At 67.4% G+C, this 20,895-nt stretch carries 17 protein-coding genes; 11 read left to right on the top strand and 6 right to left on the bottom strand.

The features are described 5' to 3' along the window. The first annotated feature begins 509 nt into the window (after positions 1-509). The 5 genes from IM708_RS05885 to IM708_RS05865 all read left to right on the top strand — a co-directional run bounded on the left by IM708_RS05885 (position 510) and on the right by IM708_RS05865 (position 6,893). The gene (locus IM708_RS05885) at positions 510-2,021 is read left to right on the top strand and encodes an ABC transporter substrate-binding protein (protein WP_245243031.1); all 1,512 of its coding nucleotides are present in this window, start codon (positions 510-512) and stop codon (positions 2,019-2,021) included. Between the two features lie 152 nt (positions 2,022-2,173). Next, a complete protein-coding gene (locus IM708_RS05880) occupies positions 2,174-3,145 on the top strand; it encodes an ABC transporter permease (protein WP_209425403.1) in 972 nt (323 codons plus the stop codon). Next, positions 3,142-3,981, top strand: coding sequence for an ABC transporter permease (locus tag IM708_RS05875; RefSeq protein ID WP_209425402.1), 840 nt, complete (start codon positions 3,142-3,144; stop codon positions 3,979-3,981). The genes IM708_RS05880 and IM708_RS05875 overlap by 4 nt, the downstream gene beginning before the upstream one ends. Further along, positions 3,978-5,603, top strand: coding sequence for an ABC transporter ATP-binding protein (locus IM708_RS05870; RefSeq protein WP_209425401.1), 1,626 nt, complete (start codon positions 3,978-3,980; stop codon positions 5,601-5,603). The genes IM708_RS05875 and IM708_RS05870 overlap by 4 nt, the downstream gene beginning before the upstream one ends. Continuing rightward, a complete protein-coding gene (locus tag IM708_RS05865; protein ID WP_209425400.1) occupies positions 5,604-6,893 on the top strand; it encodes an ArgE/DapE family deacylase in 1,290 nt (429 codons plus the stop codon). It begins immediately after the preceding gene. Between the two features lie 261 nt (positions 6,894-7,154). Here IM708_RS05865 and IM708_RS05860 read toward each other — a convergent pair whose 3' ends face one another. From IM708_RS05860 to ccmI, 3 genes are all read right to left on the bottom strand, one after another. Next, positions 7,155-7,406: a DUF1289 domain-containing protein gene (locus tag IM708_RS05860; RefSeq protein WP_209425399.1), complete on the bottom strand. Its 252-nt coding sequence runs from the start codon at positions 7,404-7,406 to the stop codon at positions 7,155-7,157. A 77-nt stretch (positions 7,407-7,483) separates the two neighbouring features. After that, a complete protein-coding gene (ruvX, locus tag IM708_RS05855) occupies positions 7,484-7,957 on the bottom strand; it encodes a Holliday junction resolvase RuvX (RefSeq protein ID WP_209425398.1) in 474 nt (157 codons plus the stop codon). Positions 7,958-7,960: 3 nt separating this feature from the next. Next, positions 7,961-9,217: a c-type cytochrome biogenesis protein CcmI gene (gene ccmI / locus IM708_RS05850; RefSeq protein WP_209425397.1), complete on the bottom strand. Its 1,257-nt coding sequence runs from the start codon at positions 9,215-9,217 to the stop codon at positions 7,961-7,963. Positions 9,218-9,487: 270 nt separating this feature from the next. Between ccmI and IM708_RS05845 the strand changes: the two genes are divergently transcribed. The 6 genes from IM708_RS05845 to IM708_RS05820 all read left to right on the top strand — a co-directional run bounded on the left by IM708_RS05845 (position 9,488) and on the right by IM708_RS05820 (position 15,581). Next, positions 9,488-10,735 carry a sarcosine oxidase subunit beta family protein gene (locus IM708_RS05845; RefSeq protein ID WP_209425396.1) on the top strand — a complete coding sequence of 416 codons (1,248 nt, stop codon included), beginning with the start codon at positions 9,488-9,490 and terminating at the stop codon, positions 10,733-10,735. Between the two features lie 103 nt (positions 10,736-10,838). Further along, positions 10,839-11,303 carry a hypothetical protein gene (locus IM708_RS05840; RefSeq protein ID WP_209425395.1) on the top strand — a complete coding sequence of 155 codons (465 nt, stop codon included), beginning with the start codon at positions 10,839-10,841 and terminating at the stop codon, positions 11,301-11,303. 132 nt (positions 11,304-11,435) lie between these two features. Continuing rightward, positions 11,436-11,588: a hypothetical protein gene (locus IM708_RS05835; RefSeq protein ID WP_209425394.1), complete on the top strand. Its 153-nt coding sequence runs from the start codon at positions 11,436-11,438 to the stop codon at positions 11,586-11,588. A gap of 108 nt (positions 11,589-11,696) precedes the next feature. Continuing rightward, the gene (locus IM708_RS05830; protein ID WP_209425393.1) at positions 11,697-12,020 is read left to right on the top strand and encodes a sarcosine oxidase subunit delta; all 324 of its coding nucleotides are present in this window, start codon (positions 11,697-11,699) and stop codon (positions 12,018-12,020) included. Then, positions 12,017-15,025: a sarcosine oxidase subunit alpha family protein gene (locus tag IM708_RS05825; RefSeq protein WP_209425392.1), complete on the top strand. Its 3,009-nt coding sequence runs from the start codon at positions 12,017-12,019 to the stop codon at positions 15,023-15,025. The genes IM708_RS05830 and IM708_RS05825 overlap by 4 nt, the downstream gene beginning before the upstream one ends. Further along, positions 15,018-15,581 (top strand): sarcosine oxidase subunit gamma family protein, encoded by a 564-nt coding sequence (locus IM708_RS05820; protein ID WP_209425391.1) that lies wholly within the window; start codon positions 15,018-15,020, stop codon positions 15,579-15,581. The genes IM708_RS05825 and IM708_RS05820 overlap by 8 nt, the downstream gene beginning before the upstream one ends. An 18-nt stretch (positions 15,582-15,599) precedes the next feature. On the opposite strand, the gene IM708_RS05815 is transcribed toward IM708_RS05820, so the two are convergent. The 3 genes from IM708_RS05815 to IM708_RS05805 all read right to left on the bottom strand — a co-directional run bounded on the left by IM708_RS05815 (position 15,600) and on the right by IM708_RS05805 (position 20,831). Beyond that, the gene (locus IM708_RS05815) at positions 15,600-16,568 is read right to left on the bottom strand and encodes a VPLPA-CTERM sorting domain-containing protein (protein ID WP_209425390.1); all 969 of its coding nucleotides are present in this window, start codon (positions 16,566-16,568) and stop codon (positions 15,600-15,602) included. 231 nt (positions 16,569-16,799) lie between these two features. Further along, positions 16,800-19,640, bottom strand: coding sequence for a DNA translocase FtsK 4TM domain-containing protein (locus IM708_RS05810; protein ID WP_209425389.1), 2,841 nt, complete (start codon positions 19,638-19,640; stop codon positions 16,800-16,802). A 12-nt stretch (positions 19,641-19,652) separates the two neighbouring features. Further along, on the bottom strand, positions 19,653-20,831 hold the full coding sequence (locus IM708_RS05805; RefSeq protein ID WP_209425388.1) for an aminotransferase class I/II-fold pyridoxal phosphate-dependent enzyme: 1,179 nt from the start codon (positions 20,829-20,831) through the stop codon (positions 19,653-19,655). Positions 20,832-20,895: the final 64 nt, after the last annotated feature.

Raw genomic sequence — 20,895 nt, 5'->3', positions numbered from 1 at the left:
CGGTTGGGCGCCGGGCCCACCGGGACTGCAGCTGTAGCCTGCAATTTTCAGGTGAAGCGCCCACTGAAAACACGTCTTGACGAAAAAATATGATGCGTCATACGTTGAGATGAGGCTTCCTGTCCCTCTGGAAGACAAGTTTTCTGGGGGCGGGGTTGTCGGACAAGCTTCATCGAACCGGACGACGGGGGTCGATCAACCATGGAGTTCTTAGCTGATCCAGCCGGTGCGACTTGCGCCAGTGTTCAGGGATCGAGGACTGTGATCGGGCGCAGACGTCGCCTTTTTGACGGCATTGCGGTACACTTCACGATCCCTACTTGCCCCACGTCCGACCTGAGGGCACGATGTTGCGGCAAACCGGAGGCAGCATCCCAGGCCGCCTGACCAAAACACCGAACGCGGACCCGGAGGAAGAAGCCGGGCCAACCTTGCCGCCAACGCGGCCTACCAACAGGAGACGACCAACCATGAGAATTCCGACTCGCTCGCTCGCGCTCATCGCGGCCATGACGATGATCGCGCCAGCCCATGCCCAGCAATCGGGTGGCACGCTGAACCTCGTGATCCAGCCCGAACCGCCGGGACTGATGATGGGCCTGCTGCAGAACGGCCCGACACAGATGGTTGCCGGGGATATCTACGAATCCCTGCTGCGCTATGACACCAACCTGGACCCGATGCCCTCGCTGGCCCGCGAATGGGAGGTGTCCGAGGACGGGTTGACCTACACCTTCCACCTGCACGAAGACGTCAAGTGGCATGACGGTGAGGATTTCACCGCCGAGGACGTGGTCTTCACCGTTGATGTCTTTCTGCGCGAAACGCATCCGCGCCTGCGCGCTTCGCTGGTGCATCTGGAAAGCGTCGAGGCGGTGGATGACCACACTGTCGTCTTTACGCTGAAGCAGCCCTTCGGTCCGTTCCTCGGCGTCTTCGAGGCCGGCACGATGCCGATGATCCCGAAGCACATCTATGAAGGCACGGATTTCGCCAACAACCCGATGAACTCCACCCCCATCGGCACCGGCCCCTTCAAGTTCAACGAATGGCGGCAGGGCAGTTTCATCCACCTGGTGAAGAACGAGGATTACTACCTCGACGGCAAACCCTATCTGGATGAGGTCTATTATCACGTCATCCCCGACGGCGCCTCGCGCGCGGTGGCCTACGAGACGGGGACGGTCGATGTACTGCACGGCGGTTCCATCGAGAACTTCGATATCGAGCGGGTTGCGGCCCTGCCCAACACCTGCATCACCGATGCTGGCTGGGAATATTTTGGTCCGCACAGCTGGATGTGGCTGAACAACCACGAAGGCCCGATGGCCGATGTCAACGCCCGCCGGGCCGTGATGCACGCGATTGACCGCGAATTCGCGCGCGATGCGCTTTGGGCCGGGCGCGGGCAACTCGCGACGGGGCCGGTGTCGTCGTCGACCCGCTTCCACGATCCCGATACGCCTTCGATCGACTATGATCCGGAAAAGGCGCGCGAGTACCTGGCCGAGTCGGACTATGACGGCGAGACGCTGCGTCTGTTGCCGCTGCCATACGGCGAGACCTGGCAACGCTGGGCCGAGGCGGTGCGCCAGAACCTGCAGGAAGTCGGCTTCAACGTCGACCTGGTACCGACGGATGTCGCCGGCTGGAACCAGCGCGTATCGGACTGGGATTTCGACCTGGCCTTCACCTATCTCTACCAGTACGGCGACCCGGCGCTGGGCGTGTCGCGGACCTATGTGGAAAGCAACATCGCCAAGGGATCGCCCTGGAACAACGTCGCCGGCTACCGCAACGCCGAGGTGGACGAGTTGTGGATGCAGGCCGCGGTCAGCCCCTCGCCGGAGGAGCGTCAGGAAATCTACTCCGAAATCCAGAACCGGATCGTCGAGGATGTTCCGGTCGCCTGGCTGCTGGAACTGGGTTTCCCGACGATCTATCGCTGCAACGTCCAGAACCTGGTGACGACCGGCATCGGCATTAACGACGGTCTGCGGGACGCCTGGATCGAACAGTGATCCCGGAGAAGAACCCGACATGACGGCCTCGGGCGGCGCATGTCGCCGCCCGAGGCCTGCCCCTGCCGCCCATCAGGCCCCGGCACCGCCGACATCTCCAAGCGTGCCAATTGCCTGATCGAGGCGTCCCCTGACGCAAGGAGGTCGCGGCCGTGATCCGTTTCATTCTCGCCCGGCTGGTCAAGGCAGTGGTGATCCTGCTGGCCATCCTGGTGCTGAATTTCACCCTCATCCACATGGCGCCGGGCGACCCTGCAGCGGTCATGGCCGGCGAGGCCGGCGCGACGGACGAGCAGTTTCTTGAAGATCTTCGCCGTCGGTTCGGGCTGGATCAGCCGTTCCTCGTGCAGCTCTGGATCTACGTCAAGGGCGCGATCCAGCTGGACCTTGGCTATTCCTACCGGCGCGGCATGCCGGTGGCCGAGCTTCTGTGGGACCGCCTGCCCGCGACGCTGCTGCTGACCGGCACCGCCTTCTTCATCTCGATCATACTGGGCGTGATCGCGGGAGTCGCCGCCGCCGCGCGTCAGGGGCGCTGGGGCGACACGATCATCTCTACCCTGGCACTCTTGTTCTACGCCACACCGCTCTTCTGGATCGCACTGATGAGCGTGCTGCTCTTCTCGGTCGTCCTCGGCTGGCTGCCGGGCTTCGGCTACGAAACGGTTGGTGCGAACTACACCGGGATCGAGCGGGTGATCGACATCGGGCGCCACTTGATCCTGCCGGCGACGACGTTGGGCCTGTTTTTCACCGCTGTCTACATGCGGATGACCCGCGCCTCGATGCTGGAAGTGTCGCGGCTCGATTTCGTCAAGACGGCGCGAGCCAAGGGGCTGAAACCCCGCGTGATCCAGCGCCGGCACATCCTGCGCAACGCGCTTTTGCCGGTGATCACGCTGGCCGGCCTGCAGGCGGGCCAGATCGTCGGCGGCGCGGTGCTGACCGAGACGGTCTTCGCCTGGCCCGGCATCGGCCGCCTGATGTTCGAGGCGATCAACCAGCGCGATTACAACGTGCTTCTGGGCGTCTTCTTCGTCTCGGCGGCGATGGTCCTGCTGTTCAACCTGATCACGGACATCATCTATGTCCTCGTCGATCCCCGGATAAGGATCACGCAATGATTAAGGCATGGAAACGCTTCGCGCAGAACCATGGCGCGGTGATCGGGCTTATCATCCTGCTGCTTGTGGTGCTGGTTGCCGTTCTCGGACCGATGTTCTTTCCACAGAGTCCGTGGCGCATGGTCAACCGGCCCTTCCTGCCGCCATTCGCCGTCGATGGGGTGCCGCTGGGCACCGATGCCGTCGGGCGTGACGTACTGATCGGGCTGATACATGGTGCGCGGGTGTCGCTGATGGTTGGGCTTGTCTCGACAGTTGTGGCGTTGCTGATCGGCGTACCGATCGGGGCGCTGGCGGGATTTTTCGGCGGATGGGTGGATGACGCGCTGATGCGCTTTACCGAGTTCTTCCAGACGATCCCCAGCTTCGCGCTGGCCATCGTGCTGCTGGCAATCTTTCAGCCCTCGCTTTTCTACATCATCCTGACCATCGCCATCGTCAGTTGGCCCCCTGTCGCCCGCCTTGTGCGCGGCGAGGTGCTGAGCCTGAGGACGCGCGAGTATGTCGAGGCGGCGATCCTGTCGGGGCAGACGAACCTGCAGATCATCCTGCGGCAAGTGCTGCCCAACGCGCTGCCGCCGATCATCGTGCTGGCGTCGCTGATGGTGGCGACCGCGATCCTTCTGGAAAGCTCGCTTTCGTTCCTGGGCCTCGGTGATCCCAACGTGATGTCCTGGGGTTACATGATCGGCGCGGCGCGCACGGTGCTGCGCACGGCCTGGTGGCTTTCGTTCATCCCCGGGATTGCGATCCTGCTGACGGTGCTGGCGCTCAACCTGATCGGCGAAGGGCTGAACGATGCGCTGAATCCCCGCCTGACGAGGAGAAGCGAATGAGCCTTCTGCAGATCAAGGATCTGGCGATCGCGCTGCCCAAGGGCGCCGACCGCCCGCATGCGGTCGAGCAGATCGACTTCGACCTCGCCCCCGGTGAGATCTTGTGCATCGTCGGCGAATCCGGTTCGGGCAAGTCGATGTCGGCGAACGCGGTCATGGGCCTGCTGCCCGAGGGGGTGCGGCCGGTCAAGGGCGAGATCGTCTTCGACGGGACGGATATCCTGGGCCAGACCGAGGACCAGATGCGCGCGGTTCGCGGACGCGACATCGGCATGATCTTCCAGGAGCCGTTGAGCGCGCTCAACCCGCTGATGCGCGTGGGCGCTCAGATCGCCGAGGTGTTCGAGGCGCATGGCCTGCTCAGCCCCGGCGAACGGCAGAAACGCGCGCTGGAACTGCTGCGCGAAGTGCAACTGCCCGACCCCGAGAAGGCGATCCGCGCCTATCCGTTCCAACTGTCGGGCGGGCAGCGCCAGCGCGTCATGATCGCCATGGCGCTGGCGCTGGAGCCGCGCATCCTGATCGCCGACGAACCGACTACGGCGCTGGACGTCACGACACAGGCGCAGATCCTCAAGCTGATCGAGGATCTGCGGCAGAAGCGAGGCATGGCGGTGATCTTCATCACCCATGATTTCGGCGTTGTCGCCGACATCGCTGACCGGGTGATCGTGATGGAAAAGGGCCTGATCGTCGAACAGGGCAGCGTCGATGACGTCCTCCTGCGCTCGAAGCATCCCTACACGCAAAAGCTGGTGCGCGCGATCCCGGGCATCGTCGCCGGCGAGAAGCACGATTTTTCCGAAGCCCCGGTGATCCTGAAGGTCGATGGTCTGACCAAGGTCTTCACCACTGGCGGCGGGTTCTTTTCCAAGCCGCGCGTGGTGCGCGCGCTCGATGATGTGAGCTTCGATCTCTATACCGGCGAGACAATCGGCATCGTGGGTGAATCCGGTTCGGGGAAATCCACCTGCGGGCGCGCGCTCGTCCGCCTGCTGGAACCCGACAGCGGCACGGTCGAGATGGCCGGGGTCGATATGGCAAAACTGAGAGGGGCTGATCTGCGCGCGAACCGGCGCAAGATCCAGATGATCTTTCAGGACCCATTCTCGTCACTCAACCCACGGGCGCGGGTGGGTCGTATCCTAAGCGAAGGGCAGATCGCCTATGGCACCCCGCGCCGTGAGGCGCTGGCGCGTGCGCGTGAGCTTCTGTCGCTGGTTGGGCTGGACGCATCGGCGGTAGATCGGTTTCCGCATGAATTCTCGGGTGGCCAACGGCAGCGCATCGGTATTGCCCGCGCGCTGGCGCTGGATCCCGACATCATCATCGCCGACGAGGCCGTGTCGGCGCTGGACGTGTCGATCCAGGCGCAGGTTCTGGACCTGCTGGCGGATCTGAAGGAGCGGCTGAACCTGTCGATGCTGTTCATCACCCACGACCTGCGCGTCGCGGCGCAGGTCTGCGACCGGATCATGGTCATGCAGCACGGCAAGGTGGTGGAGATCGGACCGGCGGACCGTGTCCTGATGGCGCCCGAGCATCCCTATACCCGCAGCCTGCTGGATGCGGTGCCCGGTAAGGAATACGAAGAAGCGCTCAAGAAAGTGGTGGGGCAGTAGGTGGTGCAGGACTTGACGCAGGAGATACTCGCAGCGGTCGAGGCGCGGTTCGACGACCAGATCGCGCTGACGCAGAAGCTGATCGCGTTGCCGTCGCGCCGCAATGAGGAAGGCGCGGCGCAGGCGTTCATGGCAACCGAACTGGCGGCGCGCGGCTACCGGGTCGAGGAGGTGGAAACCGACACGCAGGCACTGCGCGACCATCCCGGCTTTTCGCCGATTTCCGAACATGCCTCGCAGGTGCCCAGCCTTGTCGCCACGCACGAGCCGCGCAGCGCGAAGGGGCGTTCGCTGATCCTCAACGGCCATATCGATGTCGTCCCCGAAGGCCCAGCCGAGATGTGGACGACCCCGCCCTATGATCCGCGTCTTGAAGGCGACTGGCTGTACGGACGCGGGTCGGGCGACATGAAGGCGGGGCTGATCGCCACGTTGGCCGCGCTGGATGCGTTGAAAAGACTGGGTTTTCAGCCGGCGGCGCGGGTGCATGTCCAGTCCGTGGTCGAGGAGGAATGCACCGGCAACGGCGCTCTGGCCTGCCTGGTCGCGGGCTACACCGCCGATGCCGCCATCATCCCCGAGCCCGAAGACGACAAGCTGGTGCGCGCCAATCTGGGTGTTCTGTGGTTCGAGGTGGCGATCAGCGGGCGGCCCGTGCATGTGCGCGAAGCCGGCAGCGGCGTCAACGCGATCGACGCGGCGCATCGGGTGGCGGAGAGTTTGCGCAAGATTGAGGCGCGGTGGAATGCGGAGGCGCCGGAGCATCGGTACTTCGAGGATCTGGCGCATCCGATCAACTTCAACGTGGGGCGGATCGAGGGGGGGGACTGGGCCTCGACCGTGGCGGCGTGGTGCAAGATGCAGTGCCGCATCGCCATCTATCCCGGCGACGACCCGGCGGCCCGCGCGGCCGAGATCGAGGCGCATCTGCGGCAGGATCTGGGCGACGATCCGTTCCTGTCGAACAGCCCGCCGACGGTCACCTGGAACGGCTTTTTCGCCCGCGGCTACGTGCTGGAAGAAGGCAGCGAAGCCGAGGAAACATTGGCCCATGCGCATATGCGGGCCTATCGCGCGCCGCTCGAAAGCTTCACCACGCCGGGCTATCTGGACGGGCGGGTTTTCGTGATCTACGCGGGCATGCCTTGCCTGGTCTACGGGCCGTTGTCGGAGGCGATTCACGGCTTCGACGAGCGGGTGAGCCTGCCGTCCTTGAAGCGGGTGACGCAAACGATCGCGCTTTTCATCGCGGATTGGTGCGGGCTGGAGCCGGTCGACGCCGAGGCCTGAAAACGCCGTCGGCGGGCGCCGGCAAGGGTGCTGGCAGGCGTATGGCAAGTGGCTGGCAAGCGTATGGCAAACGTATGGCAGTTCCGAACGGTCGGATCGCAATTCGTCAAGGATTGGGACCCGGCGTGCGGCCCAGTTTCGGGGTCTACGGCGGGCCGGTAGGGGTGCCGAGCGAGAGCGGCGGTCTGCATCCGGACCGATCCGACTGATCGGTTCGGTCAGGTCCGTTCGATGGTCAAGCGGCGGTTAGGGAGAAGCTGGTCAGTCGCGGCCGCGGTCGAGGCGCGCGGCGCGGCCGCCGCGGCGTTGGCGCAGAAAGCTCGCGCGTTCGGGCAGGGCCGTCATCACCGCGCGGCGTTCGTCCGCGCTCATCCGGGTCCAGGCGGCGATCTCGTCCAGGGTGCGGTGGCAGCCGGTGCAGATGCGCGACGCGGGATGGATCACGCAGATCTTCACGCAGGGGCTTTCGATCTCGTCCCGCTTCCAGATCCGGTCGGTCGACTGGTCGTTCATGGCTCTACCTCGGGACACTTGCACCCCTGCGCGTCGTCCGGCCGAACATAGGGATGCGGCGGCACCTGTCCAGCCTGTCAGCGACGCATTTCGGCCAAACGGTCCAGAAAACCCTGCAGGATGATGCTGGCGGCGACCTTGTCGATCACCTCGTCGCGGCGGGCGCGGCGGGTGCCGGCCTCGATCAGCATCTGCTCGGCGGCGAAGCTGGAAAGCCGCTCATCCCAGAAGCCGATGGGCAGGTCGGTCAGCCGCGACAGGTTGCGGGCGAAGGCGCGGGTGGACTGGCAGCGCGGCCCTTCGCTGCCGTCCATGTTGAGCGGCAGGCCCAGCACGATCCCCTCGACCCGGCGCAGGGCGAGCATTTCCAGCAGCTCCTGCGCGTCGAGGGTGAACTTGCGCCGGCGGATCGTGTGGTGGGGCGAGGCGACGGACTGGCGCGTGTCCGACAGCGCGATGCCGATGGTCTTGGTGCCGAGGTCGAGCCCGGCCAGCACGCCCTCGGCCGGCAGGGCCACGGCGAAGGCGTCCAGATCGCCGTGGACGCTCACCGGTCAGTTCGCCACGCCGGCGCCGCGTGCGGCGGCCTGGATCTGGGCCAGCCCCTCGGTCTGGTCGGCGAAGAGGCGTTGCGCCTCGGCCCAGATGGCGCGGGCGCGGTCCTGTTCGCCCAGAACGCCCAGGGCGGCGATCAGGCGCGCCCAATCCTCGGCCGGGCCGCCCGAGGCGGCGAGGCGCGCCGCCAGCCCCTCGACCATGCCGCCGATCATCGCCGCGCGTTCCTCGGGGTCGAGGTCCATCGCCGCCTGCATGTCGGCGGAGGAGGGGCCGCGCGCGCCGGTGGCCTGGGCCGGCGGCAGCGTGTAGCGAACGCCCGCGACCTCCGCCAGTTCCGGCAGCGTGGCGCGCAGATGCGGCACCCAGGGCGCGTCGGGGCGGCTGTCATCCAGCAAACCGCGCCAGAGGCGGAAGGTCAGGTCGGGCCGGCCGGTCTGGGCGAACATCAGCCCGGTGTAATAGCGCGCCAGCCCGTTCGTGGGATCGCGGCGCAGAATGCGTTCCAGCACTTGCTCGCTCTCCGGCGAGACGACGCCGCCCGCGGCGATCACCTGAAATTCGGCCAGAAGCACCAGGTCGGGCACCGGCGCCTCGTCACCCTGCAACGCGACGACCTGCGCCTGGGCTTCGGCGGCGGCGGCGATATTGCCGATATTGGCCTCGTTTCGCGCCAGCAGGCGGTGGCCTTCGACATCAAGCGGGCGGGTCTGCAGCGCTTCGCGCAGGCGTTCCAGCAGGGCTGCGAATTCGGCGTCCGGTTCGCCGGGTTGCGGGCGCTGCGGGTTGGCGGCCCATTCGGCGGCAAGCTCGGCCTGGCTGGGGCGTGCCGCGCGCATCTCGGTCGCCTCGGCGTGGCGCTGGGCGAGGGGCAGGTCGGGATAGCCCGGCGCCCCCTCGCGCCAATAGAGCACCGCGGCGAGGATCGCGACCGCCGGGATCAGGGCCAGTCCCAGCGTGCGCATGGACGGCGGCGCCCGGCCGATGTCGACCCGCTTGGCGCGATCGGCGTCCAGCAGGCGGCGGCCGATCTCGGTGCGCAGGCGCTCGGCTTCCTCGGGGGTGACGGTGCCGCGCGTCAGATCGCGCTCGATCTCGCGCAGTTGCGCGGCGTAGACCTGCATCTCGCGCTTGGGCGCGGGCGCTGTGCTGGTGCCGGCCCGCGCCTCGGCCCCGCGCAGGAAGCCCAAGGCGATGAGCGTCGCCACGATCAGCACGATCACCGCGGCGGGCAGCAGAAACAGCCAGAGATCCATCTTGCTCCTCGTCTTCTGCGGCCCTTCTAGCGCGTTGCGGGGGGGCGCGAAAGCGCGCGGGCTGCGGTTTGCGGTCGCGCCCGCGTCATCTTTTCGTGCCCATGCCCGCGGCCTTCCGGTTGCGGGGACGCGGCGATTGCGCGCAGGGGGGCCGCGATGTCGGTTTTCGCCGGGACCTGCCGCTTGCAGGCATGGCCGGACCGCGCCGGCACGCCAATAGAGCCGCAACGGGCCGTCCGGCGGGCGGCCGCGACGGAAGGGGCGCGCCGCATGAAACGCTACTCGGTCTTTGCCATCGCCCGCGAGGCCCTGCGCCAGCACAAGGGGTGGGAGCGGGCCTGGGCCTCGCCGCTGCCGCGCAAGTCCTACGACGTGGTGATCGTCGGCGCCGGCGGGCACGGGCTGGCGACGGCGTATTACCTGGGCAAGGTCTTTGGCATCACCAATGTCGCGGTGCTGGAAAAGGGCTGGCTGGGCGGCGGCAACACCGGGCGCAACACCACCATCATCCGCTCGAACTATCTGCAGGACCCGTCGGCGGCGATCTACGAGAAGGCGCGCGGGCTCTACGAGACGCTGAGCCAGGAGTTGAACTACAACATCATGTTCAGCCCCCGCGGGGTGATGATGCTGGCGCAGACCGAGCACGAGGTGCGCGGCTACCTGCGCACCGAGCGGGCGAACGCGCTGCAGGGGGTGGAGACGCGCTTCATCGGCCCGGCCGAGGTCAAGAAGCTGGTGCCGATCATCCGGCTGGACGGGCCGCGCTATCCGGTGCTGGGCGCGCTCTGGCAGGAACGCGCGGGCACGGCGCGCCACGATGCGGTCGCCTGGGGCTATGCGCGGGCCTGTTCGGACATGGGGATGCACATCATCCAGAACTGCGCGGTGACGGGCGTCGAGGCGGTGGACGGCAAGGTCTCGGCCGTGCAGACGACGCAGGGGGACATCGGCTGCAAGAAGCTGGGGATCGTGGTCGCGGGGCATTCGGGCGCGTTGGCCGACATGGCGGGGTTCCGGCTGCCGGTGGAATCGGTGGCGCTGCAGGCGCTGGTCAGCGAGCCGATCAAGCCCTGCATGGACGTGGTGGTGATGGCCAACACCGTGCACGGCTACATGAGCCAGTCCGACAAGGGCGAGATGGTGATCGGCGGCGGCGCGGATCACTACAACAACTACACCCAGCGCGGGTCCTGGATGCACGTCGAGGAGACGGTGCGCGCGCTGATCGAGACCTTCCCGATGCTGTCGCGCCTGAAGATGCTGCGGCAATGGGGCGGGATCGTCGACATGACCGGCGACCGCTCGCCCATCATCTCGAAAACGCCCTTGGGCAACTGCTTCATCAACTGCGGCTGGGGCACCGGCGGGTTCAAGGCGATTCCCGGGTCCGGCTGGGCGATGGCGGAACTGATCGCCAAGGGCGAACCGGGGCCGCTGTCCGAGGCGTTCAGCCTCTACCGTTTCCGCGAAGGGCGGTTCATCGACGAAAGCGTCGCCGCGGGGGTGGCGCATTGATGGGCGGATCGGCGATCATTTGCCGGCGGGGCGAAACTATCCGGAACGAGACACGGCACGCGTGTGTTTCTAAGGTGAACGTAAACACCACGGAGTACCGAAAATGGCCACTGAACACGACACCCGCCTCCCGCCGCGCGAGCCACGCGACCCGCGCGCAGCCAGCAACCCGGCAACCAGCACCCCGAATCCGGCCCATGGACCGGACGTCGCCCGCCATTCGCATGTCCACAATGAACCGCCCGCGTCGTCGCGGTCGAATGTTCACAATGACGCGAAGGCAAAGGACAGCGGCTACGGCAGAATCGCGCTCATCGTCGGCGGCGTCATCGTCGCGGCGCTGGTGCTGTTCATGCTGTTCGGCGGCGGCGGTACGTCCGATCAGACCGCCCCGGCAACATCACCTGGCACGACCGCACCGGCAGCCGGTGAAACGGCCCCGTCCGGCACTGGAACCGGAACCGGCACGGGCACTGGAACCGGCACGGGCACTGGAACCGGCACGGGCACTGCGCCCACTGACGGATCTGGCGCGCCCGCGACCGGGGGGACGGCCCCGCTCGACTGACGCAAGCCGGGTTCGGTCGGCCACGCTGCCGGCCGAACCCGTCCGCGACGCCACGTCCGAATGGCCCGTAGGGAACCGCGTCCGTGCTGCCCGTGTTGCCTTGAAAAGGCACGAAAACACGGAGAGTAGCAAATGGCACAACCTGGGTCTGGAGGGCGCGGCGCCTTCGGCTTCATCCTTGGTGCGGTGGTCGTCGTGGTCGCCGGCCTCGTCTGGTACATTGCGACCGACGGCAACATGTTCGGCCGGAACGAGGCCAGCATCACCATCGAACTTCCTGATTGACGCGCGGGCACGTCCCGCCCCTGCATCCCCCTTGTCCGGGCCGGCCCCTGCGCCGCGCCCGGATTTCTGCTGTCCGCAACCCGCCCGTTCGCAGACGAAGGTTCGTCCATGCTTTTGCTGACCTGTCCCCATTGCGGCGTCGCCGCCGAGGAAACCGAATTCGCCAACGGCGGCGAGGCACATCTGAAGCGGTTCGGCCCCGGCTCCGAGGATGCCGCCTTCGAGGGCTACATGTTCAACCGCAAGAACCCGCGCGGCGTGCATTTCGAGCGCTGGCGCCACGCCTATGGCTGCGGCAAGTGGTTCATCGCCGCGCGCTGCACCGTGACGCTGGAGGTGTTCGCGACCTATCCCGCGCAGGTGAGCGAACCGCCGAAAGACGTGATCGACACCATCAAGGCCCGCCGGCCGCAATGGGGGGGCTGGGCATGAGCCATCGTCTGGAAAAGGGCGGTCGCCTGATCGACCGTGGCACGCGGCTGGATTTCAGCTTCAACGGCAAGCGGATGCAGGGCTACGCGGGCGACACGCTGGCCTCGGCGCTTCTGGCCGGCGACCAGATGCTGGTGGGTCGGTCGTTCAAGTACCACCGCCCGCGAGGCGTCGTCGCCGCGGGTGCCGAGGAGCCGAACGCGCTGCTGGGCCTGGGCAAGGGGCAGCGGTATGAGCCCAACCAGCGCGCAACGACGACCGAACTTTACGCCGGGGCGAAGACGGTCAGCCAGAACCACTGGCCGAGCCTGGAGCACGATGTCGGCGTGGTGAACAACGCCTTCGGGCGCTTTCTGTCGGCGGGCTTCTACTACAAGATGTTCATCCATCCCCGCCCGTTCTGGAAGCATGTCTACGAGCCGTTCATCCGCCGCACTGCGGGACTGGGCCGCGCCCCCGAGGCCGAGACTGTCGATGCCGACCGCTACGAGCAGGTCTACGCCTTTGCCGATGTGCTGGTGATCGGCGGCGGGATCGCCGGGATCGCGGCGGCGCGTGCAGCGGCGGAGGCCGGTCGCCGCGTGATCCTGTGCGAGCAGAACGCGCATTGGGGCGGCCGCGCGCCAGTCGATGGCGCGGTCATCGACGGGCAACCCGCCGGTGACTGGGTGGCGGCGCAGATCGCGGCGCTGCGGGCGCTGGCGAACGTGACGCTGCTGCCCCGCACGATGGGCGCGGGGGTGCACGACCACGGCTATGTGCTGGCCTATCAGCGCGTGGCAGACCACGAACCCGGCGCCGAGAAGCCGCGCCACCGGCTCTGGCGTGTGCGCGCGGGCCGGACGATCACTGCCACCGGCGCCATCGAACGCCCGCTTTCCTTTGCCGGCAACGACATTCCGGGCGTCATGCTGGCCAGCGCCATGCGCGACTATGCCGTGAACTGGGGCGTGGCACCCGGCCGGCGCGTGGTGGTGGTGACCAACAACGACGACGCCTATCGCACGGCGCTGGCGCTTCACGACGCGGGCGTGACCGTGCGCGCCGTGATCGACGCCCGGTCCGAGGCGAAGGGCGCGCTGCCCGAAGCGGTACGCGCGCGCGGCATTCGCGTGGCGACCGGTACCGCCATCCGCCGGGTCGAGGGCGGCAAGCGCGTCACCGCGGTCGAGCTTTGCCCGCAGGAGAGCGACGGGGCCGAGGCCAGCGAGCGCATCCATTGCGACGCGGTCGCCATGTCCGGCGGCTGGTCGCCGGTCGTGCACCTGTGGTCGCATTGCGGCGGCAAGCTGACCTGGGACGAGGGGCAGGCCGCCTTCCGCCCGGACCCCGACCGCCCGCCGCTGGGCCATGACGGGCAGGGGTTCGTGATCGCCGCGGGCAGCGCCAATGGCGAGATGCGGGCCGGCACGGTGCTGGCCGATGCCCATGCCGCCGGGCTGACGGCCGCCGGCGCGAAGAAATCGACCGCGCCGGGGGCCGAGGATACGGCTGAGGAACCGCTCGCCCCGGTCTGGATGATGCCTGTGCGCGCCACCTACAAGCTGCGCAGCAAGATGTGGCTCGATCCGCAGAACGACGTGAAGGTGTCGGACATCCAGCTGGCCGCGCGCGAGGGTTACGAATCGGTCGAGCACGCCAAGCGCTACACGACGCTGGGCATGGCGACCGACCAGGGCAAGCTGAGCAACATCAACGGCCTTGCGATTCTGGCCGATGCCCTGGGCCGGCCGATCCCGCAGGTCGGCACCACCACGTTCCGCCCGCCCTTCACCCCGGTCTCGATGGGGGCCATTGCCGGCGAGGCGCGCGGGGGCCTCTTCCAGCCGCTGCGCCGCACGCCGCTGCACGACTGGCACGCCGAAAACGGCGCCGACTGGGAACCCGTCGGCCATTGGCGCCGGCCCTATTGCTACCGGCAACCGGGCGAGAGCCGCCACGATGCGGTCCTGCGCGAGGTGAGCGGGACGCGCGAAAGCCTGGGGCTGCTGGATGCCTCGACGCTGGGCAAGCTGCTGGTAAAGGGGCCGGATGCGGGCCGCTTCATGGACATGCTCTACACCAACATGATGAGCACGCTGAAGCCCGGCAAATGCCGCTACGGGCTGATGTGCAACGAGAACGGGTTCCTGTTCGACGACGGCGTCGTCGCGCGCCTGTCTGAGGATGCGTTCCTGTGCCACACCACGACCGGCGGGGCAGAGCGCGTGCACGCCTGGATGGAAGACTGGCTGCAATGCGAATGGTGGGACTGGAAGGTCCATGTGGTCAACCTGACCGAGCAATACGCCCAGATCGGCGTGGTCGGCCCGAACGCGCGCAAGCTGCTGGAGCAGCTGGGCACCGACATCGACCTGTCGAAAGACGCGATGCCGTTCATGGATTGGCGCGAGGGGCGGCTGGCGGAGATACCGGCGCGGGTCTTCCGCATCTCGTTCTCGGGCGAGTTGTCGTTCGAGGTCGCGGTGCCCGCCGGTCACGGCAGGGCGCTGTGGGACCGGCTGATCGACGCCGGCGCGGAATTCGGCGCCGTGCCCTACGGGACCGAGGCGCTGCACATCATGCGCGCCGAGAAGGGGTTCATCATGATCGGGGACGAAACCGACGGGACGGTGATCCCGCAGGACCTGGGCCTCGACTGGGCCATCTCGAAGAAGAAGGACGATTTTCTGGGCAAGCGCGGGATGGAGCGCGCGGCGATGGTGGCGCCCGAGCGCTGGAAGCTGGTGGGGCTGGAAACCGTCGACGGTTCGGTCCTGCCGCATGCCGCGCTCTGCCCGCTGGAGGGCAAGAACGCGAACGGCCAGCGCAAGACGCAGGGACGCGTCACCTCGACCTACCACTCGCCGACGCTGGGCCGCGGCATCGCGCTGGGGCTGGTGCATCGCGGGCCGGAAAGGATGGGCGAAGTGATCGAGTTTCTGGGCGATGGCGGCCGGATGATCCCGGCGACGATCGTCGAGACCTGTTTCTACGACAAGGCGGGGGAGAAGCAGAATGTCTGACGCGGTGAGCGCCCTGCCCGGCGCACGGTTCGCGGGTCTCGTCGATCTGGCCGAGGCCGGACCCTGCGGCATGATCACGCTGCGCGGCGATCTGTCGGCCGCGGCCGTCGCCAAGGCGGTGAAGGACACCACCGGGCTGGCCCTGCCGAAGCCGCGGCAGGTTGCCATCGGCAAGGCCGCGTCGGTTGCCTGGATGGCACCGGACGAATGCCTGATCGTGCTCGACTACGCCAAGGCCGCCGAGACCGTCGCAGCGCTGGAAACGGCGGTCGCGGACGCGTTTGCCACCGTGGCCGAGGTTTCGGACGCGCGGGCCGTCTTCACGATCCGGGGCGCGCAAGCGCGCGACGTGCTGGCGAAGGCTTGCCCGGTGGACTTCGCCGATTTCCCGGTCGGCACGATTCGCCGCACCCGTGCGGCCCAGGGCGCCGCGGCTGTCTGGCGGTCGGGCGAGGAGGAATTCACGCTTGTCTGCTTCCGCTCGGTCGCCGGCTATATGTGGGACCTGCTGACCACGCTGGCGCGCCCCGGTGGCGAAGTCGGACTCTATCGCTGAGGCGCGCCCACGGGCCGGCTATGCGGCCAACGATCGGACGGCGCGCCGACGCCGCACAAGACCCAGCGCACCGAGCCCGCCAAGCAGCAACCAGCCGGCCGCCGGAAGCGGAATCGGCGGGATGTCAGCGTCGGTATAGGTGAAGGTGGTTTCGCCGATGGCGCGCGACCTCAGCCCCGCGGCAGGGGCAGGGGCCATCTGAAAGGCCATGATGGCACCGGCATTCACGCAGAACTGGCAGGTGAAGAAACCGGGGTTGAGGGTCGTGTCGATGACTTGCGTCTCGTTGATGCCGATGGGGTCCCCGAATCCGTCGGTCGCGGTGCCGGCCCGATACTCGATATCCCCATCGACGAGGCCGCCGCTGTAGAAGGCGAGTTCCGGGATATCGCTGCGCCGCGAGATCTCGACGTCGGTGTTCCCGCCCGCAAGCTCGATTTCCTCGATCGACAGCGTTGCATCGTCAGCGTTGATGACCACAAGGCCAAGATCGGCAAGGACCGTGCCCTGCAACAGCGTACCCGGATCGAACGGGTTGACGCCGGAGATGACGGCGACACCGACGTTGCCGCCTTCGCTGGTGTTCGGTGTCGTGTAGGTCAGGCCCATCCAGATCGAGGGATTGACCGTGGTCTGCAGGCTCAGCCGCAGTTCGGCCGGCACAACGCTGCCGTCGCAAAACTCGACAAGTTGGATCACGCTGCCGTCGCAGGAATAGAGCGTGGTGCGCCCGCTGATCCAGAGATCCGGGGAGGGGTTGTTGGTCAGCCGGGCATAGTTCAGCGTGCCGCCAAGCTTGACCGCCAGCAGGCTGTAGGTGCGGAGGGTGTCCGCATCAGCCAGAAGGCGGTCGAGATCGGCTTCGCTGATCAGTTCGGTGGCAAGGACTTCCGGATCGGCGACCTGGGCGGTCGCGGAGAGGGGTGAGGAAAGGGCGAGCGCGGCTGTCAGCAGCGCCAACCGGCAGGCGAGCGAGGGGTGGGCCATGGCAAAACTCCCGGAATTGAGCAGCGAACCTCGGGCCGCTTCTGGCCTCCGCGCCGCTGCCGTCGTTAAAAGTCGAAGGGCAGTGGTCGAAGTCGAAAGGCAGTGGTCGAAGTGAAGTGCGCCATGATACTCCGGAAATCCGGAAAAATCTACAACTACACCAATAGGTTGCGGGCACTCATCCCATCTTTCGGATAGGGCGAGAGAAGGCGGACGGAACCGGGCGGGCGATCACGCCTCGGGCACAAGGATTTCCCGTTTGCCGACGTGGTTCGCCGAGGTGACGACGCCCTGGTCCTCCATCTGCTCGACGAGCCGCGCGGCCTTGTTGTAGCCGATGCCCAGCTTGCGCTGGATGTAGGAGGTCGAGCATTTCCGGTCGCGCGCGACGATGGCCACGGCCTGATCGTAGAGTGCGTCATCGCCCGAGGATTCGCCGAGGCCGAGGACCAGGTCAATGTCGGCTTCGCGGTCGGATTCCGGCCCTTCGACGACACCGGACATGTATTCCGGCGGACCGAAGGACTTGAGGTGGCGCACGACGTCCTCGACCTCCTCGTCGGAAACGAAGGGGCCGTGCACGCGGATGATCTTGGACCCGCCGGCCATGTAGAGCATGTCGCCCATGCCCAGCAACTGCTCGGCCCCCTGTTCGCCGAGGATCGTGCGGCTGTCGATCTTCGATGTGACCTGAAAGCTGATCCGGGTGGGGAAGTTGGCCTTGATCGTGCCGGTGATGACATCGACGGAGGGGCGCTGCGTGGCCATGATCAGGTGGATGCCACTGGCCCGCGCCATCTGTGCCAGACGCTGGATGCAGGCCTCGATCTCTTTCCCGGCGACCATCATCAGGTCGGCCATCTCGTCCACGATCACCACGATGAAGGGCAGAAGTTCGGGCGCGAATTCCTCGGTCTCGAAGACCGGCTCGCCGGTTTCGTCGTCGAAACCCGTCTGCACCGTGCGCTTGAACATCTCGCCCTTGGCCAACGCCTCGCGCACGCGGCCGTTGAAGCCGTCGATGTTGCGCACGCCCATGCGCGACATCTTGCGGTAACGCTCCTCCATCTCGCCGACGACCCATTTCAGCGCGACGACTGCCTTCTTGGGGTCGGTGACGACGGGGCTGAGCAGATGCGGGATGCCGTCGTAGACCGAAAGCTCCAGCATCTTGGGGTCGATCATGATCAGCCGGCATTCGTCTGGCGAGAGCTTGTAGAGAAGCGACAGGATCATCGTGTTGATCGCCACCGACTTGCCCGAGCCGGTGGTCCCGGCGATCAAGAGGTGCGGCATCTTGGCGAGGTTCGCCACCACCGGCTCGCCGCCGATATCCTTGCCGAGCGCGAGCGGCAGGCGCATCTGGCTGTCGCCGAAGTCCCGCGCGCCGAGGATTTCGCGCAGCACGACCTTCTCGCGCCGCGCGTTGGGCAGTTCGATCCCGATCACCGACCGGCCCGGCACGGTGGAAACGCGCGCCGACAGCGCCGACATCGACCGCGCGATGTCATCGGCCAGACCGATCACGCGCGAGGCCTTAAGCCCCGGTGCCGGTTCCAGTTCGTAGAGCGTGACGACCGGACCGGGGCGGACCGCGACGATCTCGCCCTTGACACCGTAGTCATCGAGGACGGATTCCAGCATCCGCGCGTTCTCTTCCAGGGCCGAATCCGACAGCGTCAGGCGCTGGATGCGGCCCGGATCGGTCAGCAGGCCGAGTGGCGGCAGCTCATAGGCCGCGCGATCTGTGTCGAAGGGCAGGGCGGGCTGCGCCTCGGCGCGGGCGCGGCTGGAGGGGGGCGTGTTGCGCCGCGCCGCGGGTTGCACGACGCGCCGTGCCGGCGACTGGTCCTCATCGGCCGAACTGCGCAGGACTGTCGCGGTGTCGTCGTCGATCAGGTCGTCGTCGGGATCTGCTTCCTCGGCCAGGTCGAGCGTGGCGGCACCATCCGGGGCCGAGGTGCGCGCCGCCAATGCGCCGGGCACCACCGGCTCCACCCGTAGACTCGGCACCGCGCGCTTGCGGGCGCGGATGACATCGGTGATGCGGTTGCGAATGCGCGCCTCGTCCGAGGATTCGACCGGATCGCGCAGGGTCATCCGCCGACCCAGGGCCGAGACGCGGGCCAGAAGGCCCGTGGGCCGCTCTTCCGCGATCAGAGGATCGTCGTCGTGGGAGCCGTCCGCAAGATCCGGTTCTTCAGGCGAGGGCAGGATCCGCGCACCGGTTGGCCGATGCGCAAAGACCGGTGCGCCCGCCGGGACCGAAATCGCGGGTTCGGCGCGCAAGACGCGTCCCCCGATGCTCGCCGGGACGGCGGCCGTGGCGTCGAGCGGGGCAAACTTGCGCGCGTCGCGCAGCTCATCGCGCCGTTCTTCACGCCGTGCCTGCCAGGCAAGGATCGCGCGCGCGAACCTGCGCATCGCGCCGGTCAACACCGCGATCAGCATGGCGTAGGCCAGCACGAGGCCGCGCAACCACGCCCGCGCCAGCGCGACGATCTCTTGCCGGTTGAGGCCGAGGACATGCATCCAGATCGCCACCATCGCCAGGAAAAGGGTCAGCGTCAGCAGGTTCAGGGCCAGCGCCGATCCGATCGGCAACGCGGTCAGGATCGCCCCCAGGAGCGTGTCGCCGAACATCCCCCCCAGTCCGAAATCCAGCGCCCAGCCCGGACCCGGCACCAGCGACGCCAGCCAGAGCGTTGTCACGCAGATCGCGATCGGAAGCACCATCGCCCGTGTCGGGATCTGCGCGACCCCACGGTCGAGGATCAGCCGTATCCCCCAGACCGAAAGCGCCACGACGATGCCCCATCCGGCCCGCCCGGCGATCAGCACGACCGGCGCGGCCACGGTTGCGCCCGGCCGGCCAAGCGCGTTCTGCACGGGGCCGTCGGTCGCCGCCATCCATCCCGGATCCTCGGGCGCATAGGTCCACAGCACCAGTCCGAGGAGCGCTGCGAGCGCGATCAGGGCCAGTCCCAGAAGTTCCCGCCCGCGCCGGGTCAGCTGCGCCTGCACCTGGCGGTCCAGAAGGGGCTCGCGCTGGGGACTGTGATAGGATGCCATGAAGAACCTCGGTTACGAATAAAGACAGCCGCGCAGGCGGGTCAGCGCCGCGCGCATTTCATCTGGCGGCGCGACAAGGGCGGCGCGAATGAAACCCTGGCCGGGGTTCTGTCTGCCGGTTTCGCGCGAAAGGTAGGCACCGGGCAGCACGCGCACGCCGGTTTCGCGCCAGAGCTTCAGCGCCGCGGCCTCGCCATCCTCGACCGGAAGCCAGAGGAAGAATCCGGCCTGCGGCGCCATGTATCCGTTCAGCCCGGCGAACACCTCGTCGGCGATGGCGTACTTTTCCTGATAGAGTGCGCGGCTTGCCTCGACATGCGCCTCGTCCGCCCAGGCGGCGGCGGCGACGGCCTGCAGCGGTTCGGGCAGCGGCGCCCCGGCGTAGGAGCGCAGTTGCCGGATGCGGCGGATACTCTCGGGACCGCCGGCGACGAAACCCGAGCGCAGGCCCGGCAGGTTCGATCGTTTCGAGAGCGAATGGAAGGCCAGAACACGCTCGGGGTCGGCGCCGACCTCGGCCGCGACCTCGAGGATGCCGGGCGGGGGTGTGTCGCGCCAGATCTCGGAATAGCATTCGTCGGCGAAGATGCGGAAATCGTGCTTTTCGGCCAGCGCCAGCAGATCGCGCCAGTAGGCGCGGTCGGCGACCGACCCCTGCGGGTTCGCGGGCGAGCAGAGATAGGCGATGGCCACCCGGTCCAGCACCTCGGCCGGCAGGGCGGCGTAGTCGGGCAGATGACCGGTCTCGGCGGTGGCCGAGACATAGGTCGGCTCGGCGCCGACGGCGAGCGCGGCCACGGCATAGACCTGGTAGAAGGGGTTCGGCGTCAGCACGACGGGCTGCGCGCCGGCCTTGCGCTCGGGGCAAAGCGCGAGCGCGGCATTGAACAACCCTTCGCGCGTGCCGTTGAGCACCATCAGCCGGTCGATGGGGACGGTGACATCGTAGCGGCGCGCGATCCAGTCCGAAATGGCCTGCAGCAGGGCGGGGGTGCCGTCGTTGCTGGGGTAACGCGCGAAGCCGTCCAACGCATCGTTCAGGACCTCGGCCAGGAACGGGGGCATCGCGTGGCGCGGCTCGCCGATGGTCATGGCGATCGGCGTGCCCCCCGGCGAATGCGCATCCAGAAGGGCCCGCAGACGCGGGAACGCATAGTCCGGCAGATGCGCGAACCGCTCGGGATAATCCATCGCTGCCTCTTCGCTCGGGGTCGTTGCGCCCCTTTCGCGTGGCAGCATAGCCCGAACCGGGCCT

Origin of the sequence: Pararhodobacter sp. SW119 (assembly GCF_017811755.1) — a bacterium.
Lineage (GTDB): Bacteria > Pseudomonadota > Alphaproteobacteria > Rhodobacterales > Rhodobacteraceae > Pararhodobacter.
Note: the sequence above shows the minus strand (reverse complement) of the source record. Positions and strands in the feature narration are given on the sequence as shown.